The organism is Crocosphaera watsonii WH 8501, assembly GCF_000167195.1.
Lineage (GTDB): Bacteria > Cyanobacteriota > Cyanobacteriia > Cyanobacteriales > Microcystaceae > Crocosphaera > Crocosphaera watsonii.
The window spans coordinates 24507-42698 of the sequence record NZ_AADV02000012.1; the positions used below are offsets into that span (position 1 = coordinate 24507).

The following is an 18192-nucleotide window of genomic DNA, read 5'->3' on the forward strand; positions in this document are numbered from 1 at the left end:
ATATATATTATTTATCAGAAATCTTAACCAAATCAAAACACTGCACTGTTGTTCATTTCCTTCCCTGACAGTTAACACCAAATTTGAAACCTCCAAGGATGATGACTCATGAAAGGATATGTAATTATGAACGAACTGGGAAATTACCCCTTATATGTTTGTTTGTCTAAAGAACAAGCGGAAAACATGGTCAGGGAGATCAATATTTCTTGCTATGTTCTAGAAACTCAAGTGATAGAAGAAAAACCACAATCTAAGCCCAGCAGTATCCCCTCTCATTCCATGTTACAGGTATGTTAAATAATCAAAAAGTCTGTATGACTTTCATTTGTGCGGTAGGCAAGCTTCAATGATGGATAATTAATCATTACTAGGCGTTCGCCCTTTGTTTTACCCACATTTTAACTAAGAGAATTTCAAAGTCATATAGACTATCTATTTCCTCAATAATGTGATGTCTTAACATATATTGTAAAGCTTTTTCGCTGATATCATCTCTATTCTTATTCGGTTGTTCTCCTTTAGCTAACTTCAACAGTAAACTTTGTCCTGCTAAAATCTCCTCTTCTGACTCACCGGTAAACTCTGTCCAAATATTCGTAAAATAGGGTTCACCCTTAATAAAACCGTCTTCGATAGCAGCTTTTAATGGTTCTGGGGTGATAGTATCGGTGTGATGAAGATTAGCTTGAGTTACCATTGCGGCCCCCAAAAGTTGCAATAAATAGGGTTGACAACGGGTCAGTTTCAACACTTCTTCCACAATACCTTCATTGTAACGCAATGTAAAGTCTGGATCGGGATCTAATAGTAATTCTCTTGCTTCCTCTGGTTCAAGATAAAGCATTTCCATGGGAACCACACTGATAAAATAACTACTCCAGTTTGGTCCTATTTCTTTTAGGGTTTTGACACCAGAAAAAAGAAACCATAATTGATCGTAATGTTGAATCAGATGACGCAGTTCATCAAACAATCTTAAGCTTATTTGTTTTTCATTAATAGCTGTACCAATCTTTTCAAATTCGTCTAAATTAAGTAACAGTTGTCTATCTTCTAGTTTCTCCAATGCTTCATCTAACCAGTCTTCTAAAACAGTGTAAGGACTCTCTTGAAACTGGTTACGTTTTGGAGGTGTGGGTAATAAAACCCCTTGACTTTTGCTATCTTTATAAATAGCCCGGACTAAACCTTGACAAAAATCAGCTTCACTGCTGGTAATGGCTGCGCTTTGCATATCCAGGAATATAGGCAATACGTCACTGGGAAACATACGGGGAAGGTTATATAAAAAAGAGGTTTTACCACAACGACGAGGCCCGTAGAGGATGAGGGTGGGGCGATCGCGATTCAGAATACGGCGTACAATATCATCAGCGAACTTGCGGCGACCTTTAAATAAGCGATCGCGATTAATACGGACAGGGTTGCCAACCTGAAAGGGGTTGAGTTGTTCTCCTTGGGACTGTTTTTTCTGTTCTTCTAGTTCAAGTTCAATGACTCGCTGCCATCTAGTAATCACAGGTTGCCAACGCTTGATCTCAGGTGGTTTCAGTCCTAGTCCTGGGAGTTGCATAGATAACCTTTCTAATTTCTAACTGCATTACGAGAACGCGCTCTAAACCCCGTTCTCGTAAGGCTGCATTACTTGCTTCAAGGGCTGCCTCAACATCCCTGGCAATCCCTTGTAAGCGAGGGAAAATGATAGAAAGTTCTGCTTTAATATAGGGTGAAAGTTCTGATTTAGGAGCGTTTTCTCCTTCATTGTCTGATTGATAAAAGGTTGGAACGAGTAACGGTAATAAAGGATGTTCTGCCTTGGTAACAGATACCAGTTCAGCCAAGGTTTTGACGGTGGTTAATTGATCGGCAATAATTTGGGGTAAGGCTTGTTTTATGGTGCTTTGGAAACCAGGTAAGGGTTGGCTTTGCATTTGCCTAAAGGTTTCCATTGCTGCTGAAACATCTTGACGGAAAGCAGCCGCTAAAATGCGATCGTGATTCGGTAAAGGTAGCCAGAGTAACTCTGTTGTGTAGGGCGGAAGCCGTTTTAAAGTTTGTAGGGGTTTGAGGGCAAAACGCTTAATGAAAGGGAGTGATGGGAAGACGCTGATAGTTGTTAAGAGTAAATAATCTGGAAACAGTCGAGAATAAGTGGCTAATGTGATAGGAATGATTAACAGTGAATTTAAACCGAATTTTTCAAAGCCAAGAGCAGTTAATGTTCCGGCTATGATCATCCCTAACCATTTTCCTTGTACTGGTGCAAGACTAAAAGCGACTAAAATGCAGATCAAGATAAACAGGGGGAAGGGTAAATTTGTAACTCCCACCACTCCGAACGCAACAACGACTGCCATTCCGACTGTAACGAGAGCTATCATTCCGACTGAGGCAACTAACGCCATTGCTATAGTCGCTCCGACCATAACAACGACTATTATTCCTGGTATCAAAATGATCGCCAAACCAGCATTACCAGCGTTTCGTTTATCCTTATGAAAAAAGAAAAAGAAGCTGGACAACCAAGTAATAATAGTAATGATAAATAAAAAAAAACTATTGCTGTATCCACACTGACTGGGATTGACGGTATGAATAGTCTAGGTAAAGGTGCTATAATTTCCTGTGCTTTGTTTAGTCCATTTAAAAAAAATTTCAGGTTGCTCAAGATAAACAATAAACCAGATTAGTTGAAGATAAACAATAAACCAGATTAAACGAATAAATAAGCTAATAGTTAAAGTAAAACACCAAAAACTAGCACCATAACCTGCTAGTAAGACCAAGAGTATGTGCAACAAATTAACATTTTGACTGTTGACAGCCATGTTTATAAGTATAGGAAGACTGAAGACAAGTAATAATAGAAAGTACTGAGCGAGGAAACGAAAGTTAATACGCAATTGAAGCTTGGAAGGACAAAACATTGCCCAATAAAATAATTCCCAAGTTTCGCGCAGAAAACGATTCATAGAATGTTTGTTAATAAAAGATTGAAGGTAGTGCGAGCATCTTGCTCGCTGGTATAGTTAATTTCAATAAAAATGAGACAAAATTTATTTCTGTTCTTGTTAGTATAGTGAGCAAGATACTCACATTCCTATTGACTCATTTTAGCTGAGACACTTCACTACAATTATATTCTCATCCCCATTTTTCAATGTTCCTTGAATCATAGTGTATCAGAAACCCCTGTTTCATTAATTTGAAAGAGAAACGTTTTCTTATTGGGGTAAATTTGACGTATTTTCTTAAGAAGATTCATTTTATCTTGCTCAATTATATAGCTGCCACCTTCGGGTTCTATTACTATGTACCAATTATAGTGAGTTTTAATTAATTCTGGCTGAAGACGATTAAAAATTGATTGGCAACGCTGGCGATATTCTACTATTTCAGTTTTCCACTGATCAAGTTTTTCTTGTGTCCATTGATTTTCAGTAAATATTCTTTTTGTGGGAACCTTCGGAGTTAATTTTGTTTCAGTCATAATTTTTTTCTTGTATCCCTTCTTTAGCTAAAATAATAAGTTTTGTAGTAAGGACTTTAGTCCTAAAGCACTGGGTAGTGGACTTTTTAAGGCTAAAGCCTTTACTACGGACTTGGGATACTGCATTAGCATTATTTTATCGTTGATTTTTGATAAACTCTGCAAAAACACTACTAAATAAACCACCCTCTTGACGCAATAAACCATGACGTTTAAGTATATCAATAATAGCTCTATTGCGAACTGTTAACCCTGAAACATCGGCAGCATACCGTAAAGCATGACGTTCAATTTCTGTTAAATCTTTCCAAAGTTCCTGAAATCTTGGCGTTGCTTGGAAAATAAACTCTTTTTTTGCTTGTTCATCATCCCTATATTGCCACCATAATGAGGCTGCCATCTGCACATAATAAGGCAGTCCACCAGCTAATTCATCAATCCATGATAACGGTGCAACATCATTATTAAAGCCATCTTCTACTAAATTATGCCAAGCTTTCTCTTCTAATGGACCGAGAATAGTGGTACTGAAAATATTGGCAAAAGGAGAGGTTAAACTTAAGCTTTGATAAAGTTCACTGACAGGACGTTTACTAAAGATTACCATGGTCAAAAGACCGGCACAACCTTTAGATCGCCACTCTTCCCCCCAGTCATTAAATGTTTCCAGTCGTCGACTAATTGCTTCAAATTCATCTAACATAACAATCAAGCGATCACCGTGATCCACTAATTCCTGTAACCTATCTTCTATCTCAAAGGTTGGACTTTGGATAAAAAACAATTGTTAGCGTAAATTTTACGCTAAACATATCTCCAGAGCTAAAATAGAGAATTAAGGTGATTTTAAAAACTCTCTTTCCATCTTTTTAGGGGATTTTAAATATTAAATAGCTTCATTCAGTTTCGGTTCAAATATAGATATCTAAGTAGCTTTCCGTTAGAGATTGAATGACTCGTTCTAATTCATCAATGAGATTTCTTCTAGTGAGTTTTTCTACAGCATCAATATGAGCAGAACTTCCGGCTCGTCCTAAATATTTATATTTGGTTTTTTTCTCATTATTAGTGGCCATAGGAAAAATTGATTCAGCAGCCTGTAGTTTATAATACCAGTAGATTGTTCCCTTTCGATTAACCTGATAACGAATAATATGACAATTAGCTGGTGCTACTTCCCCTTCCCGTTCAATTTTCTTTATTTTCTGTTTAAGAGAGCGAATTAGACTCTTAATTTGTTTGGCTCTCAGGTGGACATCTTGACTGGTCTTAAGTTCGGAATGTGATGACATTAGCCTTGACTGTAACAAACAACCTCTTTTGATGTTAGCGTATATATTCCGCTAATTTATAAGGTAATAAATTTTAAAAATGACCAAAAATGAAACGGCTACGTCTGTCGAGGAATTCCTGGTGTGGAGGTCTAACCTCTTCCAAGGACTAAAAGCTAGAAAAGAAACTATTATAGAATTACTCGATGCCCTCTCCAGTAACCAACAAGCTCACTCAGTCGTTGAATTGTCTCTCAATCCTTTATTTAGAAGAGATTATAACAGTTTATATAGAGGAATTCAAGAGTTTTTACCCACTCAAACTGACCCTAATTATGAACAGAGAATTGAGACTTTATTTTCAGCGGTATCGAGAACAATTCCTCCCACTTCAAAACATTATAACTTATTTGGTATTGACACAACTCCCTGTCCACGACGGTTTGCCGGAACGTTAGCGGATAAAACCTTTATTCATTACCCCAATCCAATTAAGGGAAATAAACCCATTAATATTGGACATTGTTATTCCGTTGTCTGCGCTTTACCTGACCAAATAGACACAGAAAAAGTCCCTTGGGCTGTCCCCTTATCAGGAGAGCGAGTCCTCTCTAAACATAAAGGAGTAAATCAAGGCAATCAACAACTAAAAAAAATCTGGCAAAGTTCTTTATTTTCTGATAAATTATCTGTCTTAGTGGCTGATAGTGACTACAGCCAAAAGGATTTTATTGGGGAACAAGTTAAGCATGAAGACGTAGTTACTATTACAAGAGTTAGAAGTGACCGAGTTTTTTATCGTCAATTTATTCGGGACCCAAATCAAGCCAAAACTTCGGGACATCCCCGTTGGTATGGGGATAAATTTGACCTTAAAGATGACCAAACTTGGACTGAACCTGATGAAGTTCATCATGTTCCCTTTACAACGAAAAAAGGTCGTCAATTAACAGTGACTATTTCGGGATGGAAACAGATGTTAATGAGAGGAACTAAAAACTATAAAATGAACAATCACCCCTTTACTTTACTCCAGATTGTTGTCAGAGATCAAGAAAGAAATAGTATTTGGAAACCTATGTGGCTTATTGTTATTGCTTCTCGGCGCGATGAGTTAAGTTTAGTTGATTGTTATCAGTGTTATCGACAACGTTATGACATGGAACATCTTTTTCGATTTGGTAAACAAAGATTATTGATGACATCTTATTTAACTCCCGATGTACATCATGAAGAAAATTGGTTTAAACTAACACTTCTTTCTTATGTAAATTTGTGGGCTGCCAGAAAATTAGCTGTGGTTTTACCCCGTGATTGGGAACAGTATTTGAAGACTAATAAATCCATCAAAATCACCCCTAGTCTAGTTCAAAGAGACTTTTCAAGAATAATTACGACCTTGGGGACTTTCGCCAAATTTCCCAAACGTCGAGGTTTTTCTTCCGGACGTATTAAAGGTTACAAAAAAGCCCCATGAACTCGTCATGATGTTATCAAGAAAGGGAGCAAAAAATCAACTGAAAACTTAAAAGCTCCTTAGTTTTCCTCAGAATCTATAGATTAGCCCTATTTGTCAGCCAATTTTATTGACTGATACAGAGCCGATATTTTGGGATTTTAGTTTAGCGTAAAATATACGCTAACAAACTTTTTTTGTCCAAAGTCCAAAAAATTTGCTACCCAGTTCATTAAATTTAGTTTATGAAGAATAATCTGTCTTGCCTCTGCGATCGCAGCTTTAGCTTCGTGCCAAGCATCCAAGCTCGCAGTCACTTCTTTGATATATTCTAGACCTTTTTCATCCAAACTAGTGCAGCTTGGCGAAAGTAATCCACCAGATTTTTACAGAAACTTTCGTGACTAGCCACGACAATGTGTTTCAATGAAACTAACGGACGAATCTCGAAGTTGATGTCCATGATAAAAGCATTGCCAATTAACCTCTCCAACCTACAGAAAACAGTACTCCAACAAATAGTGAGAGGGACAACAAACCCCTATCGCCTTGTTAGACGAGCCAAGCTAATCTTAGCCGCAGCATCAGGAGAGAGCAATAGTTCGATTAGTCGAAGATTAGAATTAGACCGAGTACAAGTGCGTCAGTGGCGATCGCGATGGTTTGAGGAGAGAGAAAAACTGAGTGCCGCCGAAGAACAACAGGTAACGGAGAAAGCATTAATGGTCTTGATCAAAGGAATTTTAAGCGATCGCCCAAGACCTGGAACAACAAAATCCTTTACGGTCGAACAAGTAGTCCAGATTGTAGCGATCGCTTGTGAAGAATGTGAAAAATCAGACAGACCAGTGAGCCATTGGACACCTTCAGAGTTGGCGGATGAAGCCATAAAAAGAGGAATTGTCGAAAAGATTTCCCCCCGTAGTGTGGGGCGTTTTTTAAAAAGAAGCGACATTACAACCACATCTCGTTCGTTACTGGTTAAATGCCAAAATTGATGATCCCTTAAAATTTAAAAAGCAAGTCAAATATATCTGTGAACTTCATCAAGAAGCTAAAACTTTGTTAGAACAAGGAATTCATTTAATTAGTACAGATGAAATGACAGGGATTCAAGCTCTTGAGAGATTATTTCCGAACAAAAGAATCAAGCCTAAACAAGTAGAAAAAATCGAATTTGAATATGAAAGACACGGAACTTTAAGCTTGATTGCGAACTGGGATGTGGCAAGAGGAAAAGTTGTTAGTCCCTCTATTGGACCGACAAGAACAGAACAAGATTTTTCTGAACATATCCAGAGAACGATTAAGATTGATGAAAAAGCAGAATGGATTTTTATTGTAGATAAACTCAACACTCATAAATCGGAAAGCTTAGTCAAATTAGTAGCAGAAAGCTGTGGAATTACTATTGATTTGGGGAGAAAAGGAAAGGAGGGGATTTTGCAATCTATGGACAGCAGAGCAGATTTTTTATCAGATGAATCTCATCGAATTCGCTTTGTTTATGTTCCCAAACATACATCGTGGCTTAATCAAATTGAGTGTTGGTTTTCGATCTTAGTCCGGCGTTTACTCAAAAGAATTACTGTCCGTTCAACTGAAGAACTATCCCAAAAAATTCTCAATTTTATTGATTACTTTAATCAACATTTTGCTAAGCCGTTCGTTTGGAAATTTAAGGGCTTTAAAGATCATAAGTGACTGGTGGATTATTTTTGCTAAGCTGCACTAGGGATGTTACTGACTTGTGGAAGTCTGATTCTAGCTTGCAGTGCTGAAGCAGCTTTATTGTCCTCATTTCAGTTTAATGGAAAGGGAAACTGGTCAATCGATGCAGTGGGTAGCAACAGTACACCAGTAGGTACTATCTCAGCCGATGTACCAGTAGGTTCAACCGTAGAAAAAGCCTTTCTTTATAGCACAACTTTCTTGAATAATAATAGCTTTGTCCCAACGGTCACTTTTGAAGGGACCATCTATAGTGGGGCGGATTGGACAAATTTAGGAAGCTTTACTGGGTTTAATTTAACTGGATTTAGAACTGATGTTACCAGTCAGGTTGCCGCTCTTATTGGCGGGGGGAGCAACTCCCTTTTCAATTTCACTGTCAATAGTGAAAGCCCTAACAACAATATTGACGGAGAGGTTTTAGCTATTGTTTACAGTAACCCTAGTGAACTTGAACGAACCATTGCCTTCTTAGATGGTGGTACAGAGCCTGCCGGAGATACTACTTCAGTAAACTTAGCCGAACCTTTAACAGCGGATCAATTGGCTGACCCAGATTTTGAAGCCCTATTATCCTTGGGGATTGGTTTTGGACAGCAATCGGTCAGTTATAATCAGTTTTCTCTAGTCGATATTAATGGCACTCGTCTTACCAGCGCAGCAGGAGGCGAGGATGATGGTATACAAAATAGTGATGGGGGCTTAATTACTGTTGGAGGACTTGGTGATTCTTCCGATAACCCGGCTGATCCCTTTGCCGGTCCAACGAATCCCCGTTCGGATGATGAATTGTATGACTTAACGCCCTTCCTCAGTGCAGGGGATAGCCAAATTGTCATTGATACCGAAAACCCCAGTAACAATGATAATATTTTCTTTGCTGGTATTAATATCACAGCCGTTGCAGGTGTTAACGAACAACCACCCACAGTCCCTGAACCTACTTCTATTATCGGATTATTAACTTTTGGTCTTTTTGGCCTTAGTCAAGCCGTTAGAAAAGAAAGCAAATAAAAAATGCAATTTAAAATTGTTCTTTGCCAATCTTGTTCCCTAAACCAATTCTAATAAAAATAAACTAACAAAATGATTAAATATCCTCTGAGTCAATACAGGGTATATTTTTGAGTTTTTAATACTTGTTAATCAAACATTATTGAGAGATATATTTTATTGGGTAGAAACAGTGTAGTAGTAGGGTGGGTTAGACGGGGATAATTTAGGTTATAATTAGAGTATAAGTATCCGTCGTAACCCACCATTTTTGTTGAAAAGATAGATTTTATTATTTTTATGATCGGGTGAACAAATATTAACTAAAAAGTTTGCTATAATAACAGACTATATATATCTATCTTACAACTAAAGTTAATTAGAAAAGGGACTATTTATGATGATTTTTAAAGAGATAAAAGATAATATACGTTATGTTACTAATGAGAAAGGAGAAAAAACTGATGTTTTAATTCCTTTAGAACTTTGGAAAACTATCGTAGTTCAGTTATCTGAATCTGAAGAAATAGAAGATAGTCGAGAAGAAATTTTAAATGATTTAAAGCAAAGTCTTTTAGATGGAAAAATTGGTAAAACTTTTCCTTTAGAAGAACTTTGGCAAGAAACAGACTAAAATAACAGATATGGTAGAAATTAGATTTACCGAACCCTTTAGAAAACGCATTAAAAAACTAGCTAAACGCTATCGAAGCATACAGAAAGATATTGCTCCTATAATTAAACAATTACAAGAAGGGATATTGATTGGAGAACAAATCACTGATATTAAAGCTACAGTTTTTAAAGTAAGAGCTAAAAATAGTGATATTCCTAGTGGCAAAAGTGGTGGTTATCGTCTGATTTATCAAGTTATCTCACCAACCTTAATTTTACTTTTAGTTATTTATGCAAAATCAGATCAAATCACAATTAGTTCCACTGAAATAAAAAGATTAATTCAAGAGACTTTTAACCAATAAATTATCACTTTTATCTTCCATTAACCTGTGTTATTAATGTATTAAAATCACGAGAGTCAATGTTAACCAATCTGTTACATTTAACCGTTGTTGTATTGTGTTAATTCATGTTATAATCCTCTCCTATAGCAATCAGTTATCAGTTGTGAGAATTAATATTGAAACTGATCCCCCCTAACCCCCAAACCCCGTCGTTAACGACGGGGTCTTAAGGGGGGAACTAAAGGGGGGATCTCGAGAATCTCATGAACCATTACTGATTGCTATAGTTGTCTTATTTGTGCGATTCGTTGGGCTAGAAATCTTGTACTAAAGTATAAGCGTGTAGCCCGTTCAGAACCTAGAAATCTGAATAACTGTTGGTTTGTTGGCTAAAGGAGCCAAACTCGGAATCAAAGGAGTAATCCTAAGAGTAACGACATAACCCTCCGTTTTGGACATAGTAAACCCAGGATGGAAGCAGGGTTAAAAGGGGAACCCGTCATGAAACAGCATGGCAAGACGTTCCTCTAGTTAATCGGTCATGGTTAAACATTACGTTGAATCCTCGACTTGAACCCTCAAAACAACTAAGTAGCCAAAACTGTTTGATAGGCTGCGTTCAAAAAGAACAAGGTGAAAAGTGGAAAGCTAGGTAACTCATCCACACAGATTCCTAAAATTAACCTGGGGGAAAGATGAAACCTAAAATCGATACACCCAAACCAACGGAACGAATTAACCCCATGATTGCTCTTATCACTGGTCGAGTAGATAAGTAGTGACAAACTTAAGCGCAAGGGTCATGGGGGTGAGAAGCAATTAAGTTGCTAATGCCTACTTGCAATAAGTATGGATATGCTGACGTATTGCTGGTTAATTAGAAGAAATAGTCTCAATTAGAGGTAAATATGTCGAATGCGAGTATAATCAAGACTACGCCAGAATGGAACACAATCAACTGGGCAAAAGTCCAGAGAAAAGTGTTTAAGCTTCAAAAAAAGAATATTTCAAGCTGTTAAATCAGGTAATAAAGTTAAAGCTAAACAGCTTCAAAAGTTACTGTTAAAGTCACATTATGCAAAGCTCTTAGCCATACGCAAAGTGACCCAAGACAACCAAGGCAAGAAAACTGCTGGAGTTGACGGGAAAAAGGCACTACGCCCTAACCAAAGGTTAAAGTTAGTTAAAGAACTAGCATTTAAGGGTTACAAAGCAAAGGCACTCCGACGAGTTTGGATTCCCAAACCTGGAAGAGATGAAAAACGTGGCTTGGGGATACCCACCATAAAAGATAGAGTAATGCAAGCCTTGGTTAAATCAGCCTTAGAGCCATAATGGGAAGCTCAATTTGAAGGAACCAGTTATGGTTTTCGTCCAGGCAGAAGCGCACACGACGCAATCGGCAGAATATTCTCGACAATCAATCAATGTCCCAAATATGTTTTAGATGCTGATATCGCCAAATGCTTCGACAAGATTAATCATGATTACCTACTGTCCAAAGTAGAGTGTCCACACAACATCAAAAGAATCATCAAACAATGGTTGGAATGTGGTGTTATGGACAAAGGCATATTTGAGGAAACCGATTCAGGTACACCTCAAGGTGGTGTTATAAGCCCTCTATTGGCTAACATAGCACTACACGGAATGATAAAAGATTTAGAAAAACACTTCCCCAATTCAAAGAAAAGGGAGGGTGGCTCTATAAATCGAAGGTTTAAACCCAGATTCATCCGTTACGCCGATGATTTTGTAATTCTCCATGAGGATTACGACGTTATTCTACAATGTAAAAAACTGATTGCGCAATGGTTAGAAAAGGTTGGACTGGAACTAAAACAAGAAAAGACCTCCATCAGACACACCTTAAAAAGTATCAAACAGGATGGCAAAATCGTTGACCCTGGCTTTGATTTTCTTGGATTCAATATCAGGTCATACCCCGTTGGGAAACACCACTCAGGTAATACAGGTGGTAAACACCCCAGAATCATTGGATTCAAGACAATAATCAAACCAAGCAAGAAGAAAATACTAGCTCATCACGAGGCAATCAAAGAGGTTATTAAAGCCAACAAGAAAGCCCCACAAGCAGCATTAATCGCAAGATTAAACCCCATAATTAGAGGATGGTGCAATTACTACCGAACTGTAGCCAGTAAGGAAACGTTCTCATCCGAAGCCCACATATTATGGAATATGCTTAGAGCATGGACAGTCAGCAGGAAAAAGAAAAAGACAACGTTGAATAAAGCTCTCAGAAAATATTTCTCAAACGGAAAACACGGACTCTGGACGTTCCAAACCAAGGATTGTGTCCTTTACCACCATGCCGAAACGGAAATAAGGAGACATCAACTGGTTAAGCTTGAAGCATAGCCCTATGACGGAAACTGGACATACTGGAGCATACATACGAGGTGCATATACTGGGACACCAAATAGGGTTTCAAAACTCTTAAAGAAACAAAAAGGTATATGTCCTCAATGCAAGCAACACTTTACGCCTGAAGACTTGATAGAAGTTGACCACATTATCCCTAAATCGAAAGGTGGAAAGGATACCTACAACAACCTTCAAGCCCTGCATCGTCACTGTCATGATGTCAAAAGCAAAAATGACTACCTCTATGATTGGCTAGATAATGGCTATAAATGGAAAGACGATGTATTAACAGTACCCATGACAAGGGACTAATTGCCGAAAGCCGTGTGAGGTGAAAGTCTCATGCACGGTTTGGAATGGGAGGAGAGGTAAGCGATTACCTTTTCGACCCCTAATTATTTCTTATTGGTTAAAATTATGCCTAAATACGTTTTATTTGGTAGTTACTGCGAAAATGCTTTAGAAAAAAGAACTCCTTACCGTCAAGATCATTTAGAAGGTTTAAAACAGCAACAAGAAGCAGGTATTTTAATTACCATTGGACCCACTAAAGATAATACTAAAGTTTTCGGTATTTATGATGCAGAAAACGCCGAAAAAGTCAAGGAATTAATTGAAAATGATCCCTATTGGAAAAATGGAATTTGGACAGATTATGAAATAAAAGAATGGATACAAGCTTTTTAATCAATTTGAAAATTAGTCGTAATAGTTTATCTCTCTGACTTATTTGTATTTTGTAGTTTTTCTAACTTTTGCTGGCGTAAATCAGCTTCTATAATGGCAATTAATTCATCAAACATCAAGGTCACTAAATCTAATTTTCTGCAAGCTTCTCTCCATTGAGTAACATTTTTACTTCTTGTTTCTAGATCGGGAATATAAGATTTATTAGTCATGATAAACCCCAGTTTTTTTTAGTTTCAGATAGACTGGCTTCTACCACATCCACTGATATTTCAGCTTGTTCAATGGTTTCATCCAATAATTCCAGGATAGCAGAAGGAGCGATGGGATAGTATTCAGCAATTCTTAAAGTTAAGGTATGGAGGCGAGAGTAAGGATTTGTCAATCTTTCGAGACAGTTCTGCATTTGTTCTAATTCTGGTAGTGTCTCCTCTGTTTCACCATATTGTTCAAACAGATTAAATTCTGTTATTTTTATTTCAGCAATCAATTCTATTAATCGTCTTTGTAAACTAAAAATTTTGGTTAATGATTCGGGAGACAGTTTAGCCAAAAGTCACAATTTCCTTTAATTATTTGACTACTTTTTATTGTACAGTATTGTTTTACATATTGAAAGTAAATATAAAAAAGTGTGTTAAAATTTATGAATAATCAAGAAACCTAAGATCATACTTAAGTTATGACTATGCCAACATTAGTAAAATGGACAATAGAAGATTATCATAACATGATTACTGCTGGTATTCTATCACAAAAAAGAGTGGAGTTAATTGCAGGAGAAATCATGAAAATGACTCCAGAAAAACCCTTTCATCGAAGAGTTACTTTTAAGCTTGCCGACTATTTCAGAGAAAAATTAAGAGGAAAAGCAATCATCTTGAGGCACATCCGATTATGCTTTTTGATTCTGAACCTGAACCAGATATTGTCATAGCAAAACTGCCCCTAGAACGTTATGATAATCGTCACCCTTATCCAGAAGATATTGAGTTACTGATTGAAGTTTCAGACACCACATTAAAATATGATCTTGATACCAAACAAAAAATTTATGCTCTTGCTAAGATTAAAGAGTATTGGGTTATTCACCTTTAAAACGGTCAATTAATAGTCTTTCAAAAACCAGAAAATAATTGTTATTTAAAACAATTTAACTTGACTCAAGGTGTTATTTCTCCCTTAGCTTTTCGGGATATTGAGATAGACAGTCAAACAATTTTAAATTGATAACTGATAACTGATAACTGATAACTGATAACTGTTAAAAACTAGAATTCTTTAACGCATATTGAACCAACTGACTTAACTTATGACGTAACGTTTCTAAACCTAACCGTTGACTGGCAGAAATAAACACAGCTAAAGGATACTCTTCTTGTGCAACCTTTAAGGTTTCTCCATCTACTGTATCAATCTTATTAAAGACTAATAAAATGGGACCCGGAACTAAAGGCATTTCCTGTAAAATATTCATCACCGACTGTATATGATGTTGCCACGCAGGGTGAGATAAATCAACTAAATGTAACAACGCATCCGCTTCTGTTACCTCTTCTAAAGTAGCGCGAAACGCATCAACCAAAGATGGGGGTAACTCATGAATAAATCCTACCGTATCTGTTAACAAGAAAGTGTAAGGTTGCCCTGTGTTATCATCAATACCAGATAAACGACGAGTAGTGGGATCAAGGGTAGCAAATAGTTGATCTGCGGTATAGACTTCTGCATTGGTTAACGCATTGATCAAGGTTGACTTACCTGCATTGGTATAACCAACGATCGCAATACTGGGAACCTCCTGTTTTTGACGCTGTTGACGCAAACGGGAACGATGAGACTGTAACTTATTAACTTCCTGTTGTAGGCGAGAAATACGCTTTTGAATGGCCCGACGTTCCGTTTCTAACTTGGTTTCCCCTGGTCCTCTGGTACCAATACCACCCCCTAACCTAGACATAGCTTGACCCCTACCAACCAACCGAGGCAACATATATTCTAACTGGGCCAACTCTACTTGTAACTTACCGGCCCGTGACTGGGCCCGTTGGGCAAAAATATCTAAAATAACCTCAGTCCGATCAACCACTTTAACCCCTAACTGGGTTTCCAGGTTGCGAACTTGTGCAGGAGATAGGTCCAGACTAAACACCACTAGATTAGCCCTTAACGTTTGCACCCGTAAAGCGATCTCTTCTACCTTACCCTTTCCCACAAGGGTTTGAGGATGGGGTTTAGGGCGTTTTTGTTGGATGGTTTCCACGGTTTCACCACCAGCAGTGTCCACCAGTCGCTTTACCTCGGCCAACTCCTCAGCAAACGCGCGATCGCTCATTTTATCTGTTTGTAAGCCAACGATAAGAACCCGTTCGTGATCTCCTTCTACCTGTTGGGCCACATATTCCCGACTAAACTCCTCTTCTAACCCTTCTACTAAGCCAAAAAAGTCTTGTTCTGAGAGGGTTTCTATGGTCATGGCCGGGGAAACAGTCCAGTAATAGGCATGGTTGGGGTTAAACTCTGAAGGGGGCAGTAAATGAGCAATATAAGCCTCTTTAATATACCCTGTAGCCCCACCACCTCGTCGCGTTTTCCCTTCTGAGGTTATGGACAACACCACCAAACTATCCAGACGTTGCAGTACCATTGCTGTCAAACTAGACTCTTTGGGGGGATCGCTTTTGAGTTGGGTGGCAATGCAGCGAATACCACAAAGCCGTTCAGCCCCATAACGTGGCAATTCTAGGGCAGGTATTTGGGTTTGTCTAGGGGTCCCAACTCCTACCCGAATAACCTGGCCACGACGGTTAATATAGGCGCATACCCCTTGACCGAGATCCGAACTTACGGCGGCCAGTCTTTCGGCAAACTCTGGAGACGTGAAGCGATCGCCCCGTAGTTTTTGATGATAAAGTCGTTTTAACTGCTTGACTTGGTTGGGTTTTAACCCTTGCAGGTTTCCGTAAATGGTATCGATGGGCGAACCTCCTTACTGTGGTTAGTTAATTTGAGTAATTTCTCTATTATAGTGTTTCATCTCGGTACTTTTGCCTCCGTAAACTCCTTCTATTTGTTGGCGACAACATTCAATGGCAAAGTCGTTAAACTCAGAGGGATCAATATCATACATTTCTTGAAAACTATCTGGTTGTACCCGACAAAAACGGGGACGTTGTTCATAAATTAAACATTTTCGAGTTTCTTGCTCAAAATTAATACACCAACCTTTCTCTCCCACTAAACTTAAATAATGGTCTAATTCTTCTGGGGTTAAATAGTCTTCTAAGTCGGGGCGATCGCTTGGATCTAAGTTACAACAGGCTCCACACCCTTCTACACATTTCCATGTTTCTATTTTGGTCTTCATGAAGTTTCAATGTTTGAGTTTCTTTTTTTATTTTAATATCATTTTTAGTCTTTTCCTATAATTTTAATTGATCTTATCTCATTGATTAAGTATGATATTCTACAAGACCATTTAATTTTAAGAGATTTTACCAAATAATATGAGACAAAAGCTAAACATTACAAATAATCCAGAAGATTTAAACAATCTGATCAAATCTGTTACTGAAGACGATGTTATTTATGAAATACAAAATCAAAATGATTCTGCTATACTTATTTCCCAAAAAAGTTATGAAAGCTTACAAGAAACCATTGAATTACTTTCTATTCCCAAATTAAGAGAAAGCTTACAAAGATCCTTAGAACAAATTAATAATAATGAGACTTACTCCCTAGATGAAGTCTTGGGAGATACTGATTGATGGTCTATCAAGTCTGATTTACCAAAGAAGCTAAAAAAGATGTTAATAAACTTAACCAAAAATTAAAGAAAAAACTAAAAAAAATTATTCAAGAAAGAATTTCTATCAATCCTTAATTATTATGTCCCTACAAATCAATCAATTAAATTGTTATCTGAAAATTTAACCAAGATTACGCTTCTTGTTAAGTTTTCTTTTAAAAAATCCTCCAAATCCCAGAGCGGTTAAACTACCTAAAATGGTTAATGGTTCAGGTACAGTTTCCTTCGAGGTTTCGATATTAAATGACCATGTTTCAACGGCTGCTTGTGGGGGAACTGTATAGCTGAGCAAGTCAATAGTAATAGTATCATCAGTAAAAGAAATACCAGAGATTAAACTAGCATCCCCTGATGTCAAGGTCACACCTGTAATAATTCCAGGAGTATCTACCCAGTCAAGATCAGACAAAATCCAAGTTGTGTCAGCACCTACACCTGATGTTACTCCTAGGTCGTAAATAATATCAAAAGAATCATTTTTGACATCAAGTTCAAGGCCATTTGACCCGAAAGGTAAACTAAATTCAGTCCCTGGGTCAACAACCGTATCTGTTTCATCCAGGAATGTTCCAATACCAGCAGCAGTGAATTCTGCTCTGACAGTATCACCCAGCAAAGCAGCTTGAGCAGGTGCATAAGCTACCATCAAACCACTAGAAGCAGCCACTGTTCCTAATGCAAGTTTAGTTAATCTATTCATCGAATGCAAATCCTCAAAATAAAATCTGTAAAATTACAAGATTAATCACTATATAAGAGCAAAATAACTCTTAAACTAGAATTAATCTAAAAATAGTTTTGAAAACGCTCCTATCCTCCCCCCCCGTTGATTTTGTCAAAGTATTGTCAACAAACTTAATATTTGCTTTAGGTTTAGGGTTGCTGGTCATCCTCTGGGGATAGAGGTTTTTGTGCGGAGTGCCTAACATAGAGGATATGCACCGTTTGTTCAACGACGGTGAAAAGAATGCGGTAGGTGTTTTTGCCTTTACCGTAGACCCGGATTTCTCACAAATTAATTTGAAAGCCCAATCCAGAGATAAAAAATGATAATTTTTAGGACTAATAGAAATTTTGAATATAGATGAATAAAAAAATTGACTTTGATTATCCAAAAATTGAGTTTAAGAGGGAATAATTATATTAACTTTTGATTTTCTCCACGATAAATAAGACTAAATGAAAGTATCAGTCAGTCAACAACTTATGATAGATATCTTTTTTAAAAAACAACTTATTCTACTTATCCAGTATTAGGAATAGTTTTAATTCCTTTGTTAGCAATAGACAAAATATCTTGATAAGGACAAGCACTAGCTATAGCGATAATAATTCTTCTACAACTAATCTTTATTCTGGCTCCCAACTTAAGAAGATTTAGACGTATTCTTCCCANCAG

21 protein-coding genes and 2 pseudogenes are annotated in these 18192 nt (G+C 37.4%); 12 read left to right on the forward strand and 11 right to left on the reverse strand.

Features of this window, described 5'->3' with window-relative positions:
* Positions 1 to 126: 126 nt before the first annotated feature.
* The gene (locus tag CWATDRAFT_RS39775; RefSeq protein WP_021829562.1) at positions 127 to 300 is read left to right on the forward strand and encodes a hypothetical protein; all 174 of its coding nucleotides are present in this window, start codon (positions 127 to 129) and stop codon (positions 298 to 300) included.
* 70 nt (positions 301 to 370) lie between these two features.
* On the opposite strand, the gene CWATDRAFT_RS12895 is transcribed toward CWATDRAFT_RS39775, so the two are convergent.
* From CWATDRAFT_RS12895 to CWATDRAFT_RS12920, 5 genes are all read right to left on the reverse strand, one after another.
* Entirely contained in the window at positions 371 to 1576 is a 1206-nt protein-coding gene (locus CWATDRAFT_RS12895) for an AAA family ATPase (protein WP_007305445.1), read from the reverse strand.
* Positions 1542 to 2525: a hypothetical protein gene (locus tag CWATDRAFT_RS12900; RefSeq protein ID WP_198138982.1), complete on the reverse strand. Its 984-nt coding sequence runs from the start codon at positions 2523 to 2525 to the stop codon at positions 1542 to 1544. Before CWATDRAFT_RS12900 ends, CWATDRAFT_RS12895 begins: the two co-directional genes overlap by 35 nt.
* 650 nt (positions 2526 to 3175) lie before the next feature.
* The gene (locus CWATDRAFT_RS12910; protein WP_007305443.1) at positions 3176 to 3493 is read right to left on the reverse strand and encodes a hypothetical protein; all 318 of its coding nucleotides are present in this window, start codon (positions 3491 to 3493) and stop codon (positions 3176 to 3178) included.
* 136 nt (positions 3494 to 3629) lie between these two features.
* Positions 3630 to 4277 carry an ATP-binding protein gene (locus CWATDRAFT_RS12915; protein WP_007305442.1) on the reverse strand — a complete coding sequence of 216 codons (648 nt, stop codon included), beginning with the start codon at positions 4275 to 4277 and terminating at the stop codon, positions 3630 to 3632.
* 127 nt (positions 4278 to 4404) lie between these two features.
* Positions 4405 to 4785 (reverse strand): hypothetical protein, encoded by a 381-nt coding sequence (locus CWATDRAFT_RS12920; protein WP_007305441.1) that lies wholly within the window; start codon positions 4783 to 4785, stop codon positions 4405 to 4407.
* 79 nt (positions 4786 to 4864) lie between these two features.
* Between CWATDRAFT_RS12920 and CWATDRAFT_RS12925 the strand changes: the two genes are divergently transcribed.
* The gene (locus CWATDRAFT_RS12925; RefSeq protein WP_007305425.1) at positions 4865 to 6241 is read left to right on the forward strand and encodes an NF041680 family putative transposase; all 1377 of its coding nucleotides are present in this window, start codon (positions 4865 to 4867) and stop codon (positions 6239 to 6241) included.
* A gap of 140 nt (positions 6242 to 6381) precedes the next feature.
* Here the strand turns inward: CWATDRAFT_RS12925 and CWATDRAFT_RS12930 are convergent.
* Positions 6382 to 6573: pseudogene (locus CWATDRAFT_RS12930) on the reverse strand (hypothetical protein); the annotation flags it as partial.
* 63 nt (positions 6574 to 6636) lie between these two features.
* On the opposite strand from CWATDRAFT_RS12930, the gene CWATDRAFT_RS12935 reads away from it, so the two are divergent.
* From CWATDRAFT_RS12935 to CWATDRAFT_RS12965, 7 genes and pseudogenes are all read left to right on the forward strand, one after another.
* Complete coding sequence (locus CWATDRAFT_RS12935) at positions 6637 to 7218, forward strand: helix-turn-helix domain-containing protein (RefSeq protein WP_007303150.1); 582 nt, start codon at positions 6637 to 6639, stop codon at positions 7216 to 7218.
* Between the two features lie 64 nt (positions 7219 to 7282).
* Entirely contained in the window at positions 7283 to 7924 is a 642-nt protein-coding gene (locus CWATDRAFT_RS12940) for a transposase (RefSeq protein WP_007305426.1), read from the forward strand.
* Between the two features lie 33 nt (positions 7925 to 7957).
* A complete protein-coding gene (locus CWATDRAFT_RS12945; RefSeq protein ID WP_007305427.1) occupies positions 7958 to 8965 on the forward strand; it encodes a PEP-CTERM domain protein in 1008 nt (335 codons plus the stop codon).
* A 376-nt stretch (positions 8966 to 9341) separates the two neighbouring features.
* Complete coding sequence (locus tag CWATDRAFT_RS12950) at positions 9342 to 9578, forward strand: hypothetical protein (RefSeq protein ID WP_021832019.1); 237 nt, start codon at positions 9342 to 9344, stop codon at positions 9576 to 9578.
* 10 nt (positions 9579 to 9588) lie between these two features.
* Positions 9589 to 9924 (forward strand): type II toxin-antitoxin system RelE family toxin, encoded by a 336-nt coding sequence (locus CWATDRAFT_RS12955; protein ID WP_007305428.1) that lies wholly within the window; start codon positions 9589 to 9591, stop codon positions 9922 to 9924.
* A gap of 890 nt (positions 9925 to 10814) precedes the next feature.
* Positions 10815 to 12607: pseudogene (gene ltrA, locus CWATDRAFT_RS41340) on the forward strand (group II intron reverse transcriptase/maturase).
* A 105-nt stretch (positions 12608 to 12712) separates the two neighbouring features.
* Positions 12713 to 12982 (forward strand): YciI family protein, encoded by a 270-nt coding sequence (locus tag CWATDRAFT_RS12965; RefSeq protein ID WP_007305432.1) that lies wholly within the window; start codon positions 12713 to 12715, stop codon positions 12980 to 12982.
* 26 nt (positions 12983 to 13008) lie between these two features.
* On the opposite strand, the gene CWATDRAFT_RS12970 is transcribed toward CWATDRAFT_RS12965, so the two are convergent.
* Positions 13009 to 13194, reverse strand: a complete 186-nt coding sequence (locus CWATDRAFT_RS12970; RefSeq protein WP_042711489.1) for a hypothetical protein — start codon at positions 13192 to 13194, stop codon at positions 13009 to 13011.
* Positions 13191 to 13535, reverse strand: coding sequence for a hypothetical protein (locus CWATDRAFT_RS12975; protein ID WP_007305439.1), 345 nt, complete (start codon positions 13533 to 13535; stop codon positions 13191 to 13193). Before CWATDRAFT_RS12975 ends, CWATDRAFT_RS12970 begins: the two co-directional genes overlap by 4 nt.
* Before the next feature lie 177 nt (positions 13536 to 13712).
* On the opposite strand from CWATDRAFT_RS12975, the gene CWATDRAFT_RS41345 reads away from it, so the two are divergent.
* Both CWATDRAFT_RS41345 and CWATDRAFT_RS41350 read left to right on the forward strand, forming a co-directional pair.
* Positions 13713 to 13919 (forward strand): hypothetical protein, encoded by a 207-nt coding sequence (locus CWATDRAFT_RS41345; RefSeq protein WP_326997415.1) that lies wholly within the window; start codon positions 13713 to 13715, stop codon positions 13917 to 13919.
* Positions 13880 to 14080, forward strand: a complete 201-nt coding sequence (locus CWATDRAFT_RS41350; protein ID WP_007305433.1) for a Uma2 family endonuclease — start codon at positions 13880 to 13882, stop codon at positions 14078 to 14080. The genes CWATDRAFT_RS41345 and CWATDRAFT_RS41350 overlap by 40 nt, the downstream gene beginning before the upstream one ends.
* 166 nt (positions 14081 to 14246) lie before the next feature.
* Here the strand turns inward: CWATDRAFT_RS41350 and hflX are convergent, their stop codons facing one another.
* Together hflX and CWATDRAFT_RS12990 are read right to left on the reverse strand one after the other, a co-directional pair.
* Positions 14247 to 15959, reverse strand: a complete 1713-nt coding sequence (hflX, locus tag CWATDRAFT_RS12985) for a GTPase HflX (RefSeq protein WP_190273844.1) — start codon at positions 15957 to 15959, stop codon at positions 14247 to 14249.
* Between the two features lie 21 nt (positions 15960 to 15980).
* The gene (locus tag CWATDRAFT_RS12990) at positions 15981 to 16349 is read right to left on the reverse strand and encodes a YkgJ family cysteine cluster protein (RefSeq protein ID WP_007305437.1); all 369 of its coding nucleotides are present in this window, start codon (positions 16347 to 16349) and stop codon (positions 15981 to 15983) included.
* A 139-nt stretch (positions 16350 to 16488) separates the two neighbouring features.
* On the opposite strand from CWATDRAFT_RS12990, the gene CWATDRAFT_RS12995 reads away from it, so the two are divergent.
* Positions 16489 to 16752, forward strand: coding sequence for a type II toxin-antitoxin system Phd/YefM family antitoxin (locus CWATDRAFT_RS12995; protein WP_007305434.1), 264 nt, complete (start codon positions 16489 to 16491; stop codon positions 16750 to 16752).
* Positions 16753 to 16914: 162 nt separating this feature from the next.
* On the opposite strand, the gene CWATDRAFT_RS39795 is transcribed toward CWATDRAFT_RS12995, so the two are convergent.
* Entirely contained in the window at positions 16915 to 17493 is a 579-nt protein-coding gene (locus tag CWATDRAFT_RS39795; protein ID WP_007305436.1) for a PEP-CTERM sorting domain-containing protein, read from the reverse strand.
* Positions 17494 to 18192: the final 699 nt, after the last annotated feature.

Excerpts from the sequence above, each read along its gene's own strand:
- CWATDRAFT_RS12910 (WP_007305443.1), bottom strand. The coding sequence starts at position 3,493 with ATGACTGAAACAAAATTAACTCCGAAGGTTCCCACAAAAAGAATATTT.
- CWATDRAFT_RS12920 (WP_007305441.1), bottom strand. The coding sequence starts at position 4,785 with ATGTCATCACATTCCGAACTTAAGACCAGTCAAGATGTCCACCTGAGA.
- CWATDRAFT_RS12955 (WP_007305428.1), top strand. The coding sequence starts at position 9,589 with ATGGTAGAAATTAGATTTACCGAACCCTTTAGAAAACGCATTAAAAAA.
- CWATDRAFT_RS12990 (WP_007305437.1), bottom strand. The coding sequence starts at position 16,349 with ATGAAGACCAAAATAGAAACATGGAAATGTGTAGAAGGGTGTGGAGCC.
- CWATDRAFT_RS12965 (WP_007305432.1), top strand. The coding sequence starts at position 12,713 with ATGCCTAAATACGTTTTATTTGGTAGTTACTGCGAAAATGCTTTAGAA.
- CWATDRAFT_RS41345 (WP_326997415.1), top strand. The coding sequence starts at position 13,713 with ATGATTACTGCTGGTATTCTATCACAAAAAAGAGTGGAGTTAATTGCA.
- CWATDRAFT_RS39775 (WP_021829562.1), top strand. The coding sequence starts at position 127 with ATGAACGAACTGGGAAATTACCCCTTATATGTTTGTTTGTCTAAAGAA.
- CWATDRAFT_RS12970 (WP_042711489.1), bottom strand. The coding sequence starts at position 13,194 with ATGACTAATAAATCTTATATTCCCGATCTAGAAACAAGAAGTAAAAAT.
- CWATDRAFT_RS12950 (WP_021832019.1), top strand. The coding sequence starts at position 9,342 with ATGATGATTTTTAAAGAGATAAAAGATAATATACGTTATGTTACTAAT.
- CWATDRAFT_RS12935 (WP_007303150.1), top strand. The coding sequence starts at position 6,637 with ATGTGTTTCAATGAAACTAACGGACGAATCTCGAAGTTGATGTCCATG.
- CWATDRAFT_RS41350 (WP_007305433.1), top strand. The coding sequence starts at position 13,880 with ATGCTTTTTGATTCTGAACCTGAACCAGATATTGTCATAGCAAAACTG.
- CWATDRAFT_RS12895 (WP_007305445.1), bottom strand. The coding sequence starts at position 1,576 with ATGCAACTCCCAGGACTAGGACTGAAACCACCTGAGATCAAGCGTTGG.
- CWATDRAFT_RS12925 (WP_007305425.1), top strand. The coding sequence starts at position 4,865 with ATGACCAAAAATGAAACGGCTACGTCTGTCGAGGAATTCCTGGTGTGG.
- CWATDRAFT_RS39795 (WP_007305436.1), bottom strand. The coding sequence starts at position 17,493 with ATGAATAGATTAACTAAACTTGCATTAGGAACAGTGGCTGCTTCTAGT.
- CWATDRAFT_RS12945 (WP_007305427.1), top strand. The coding sequence starts at position 7,958 with ATGTTACTGACTTGTGGAAGTCTGATTCTAGCTTGCAGTGCTGAAGCA.
- CWATDRAFT_RS12995 (WP_007305434.1), top strand. The coding sequence starts at position 16,489 with ATGAGACAAAAGCTAAACATTACAAATAATCCAGAAGATTTAAACAAT.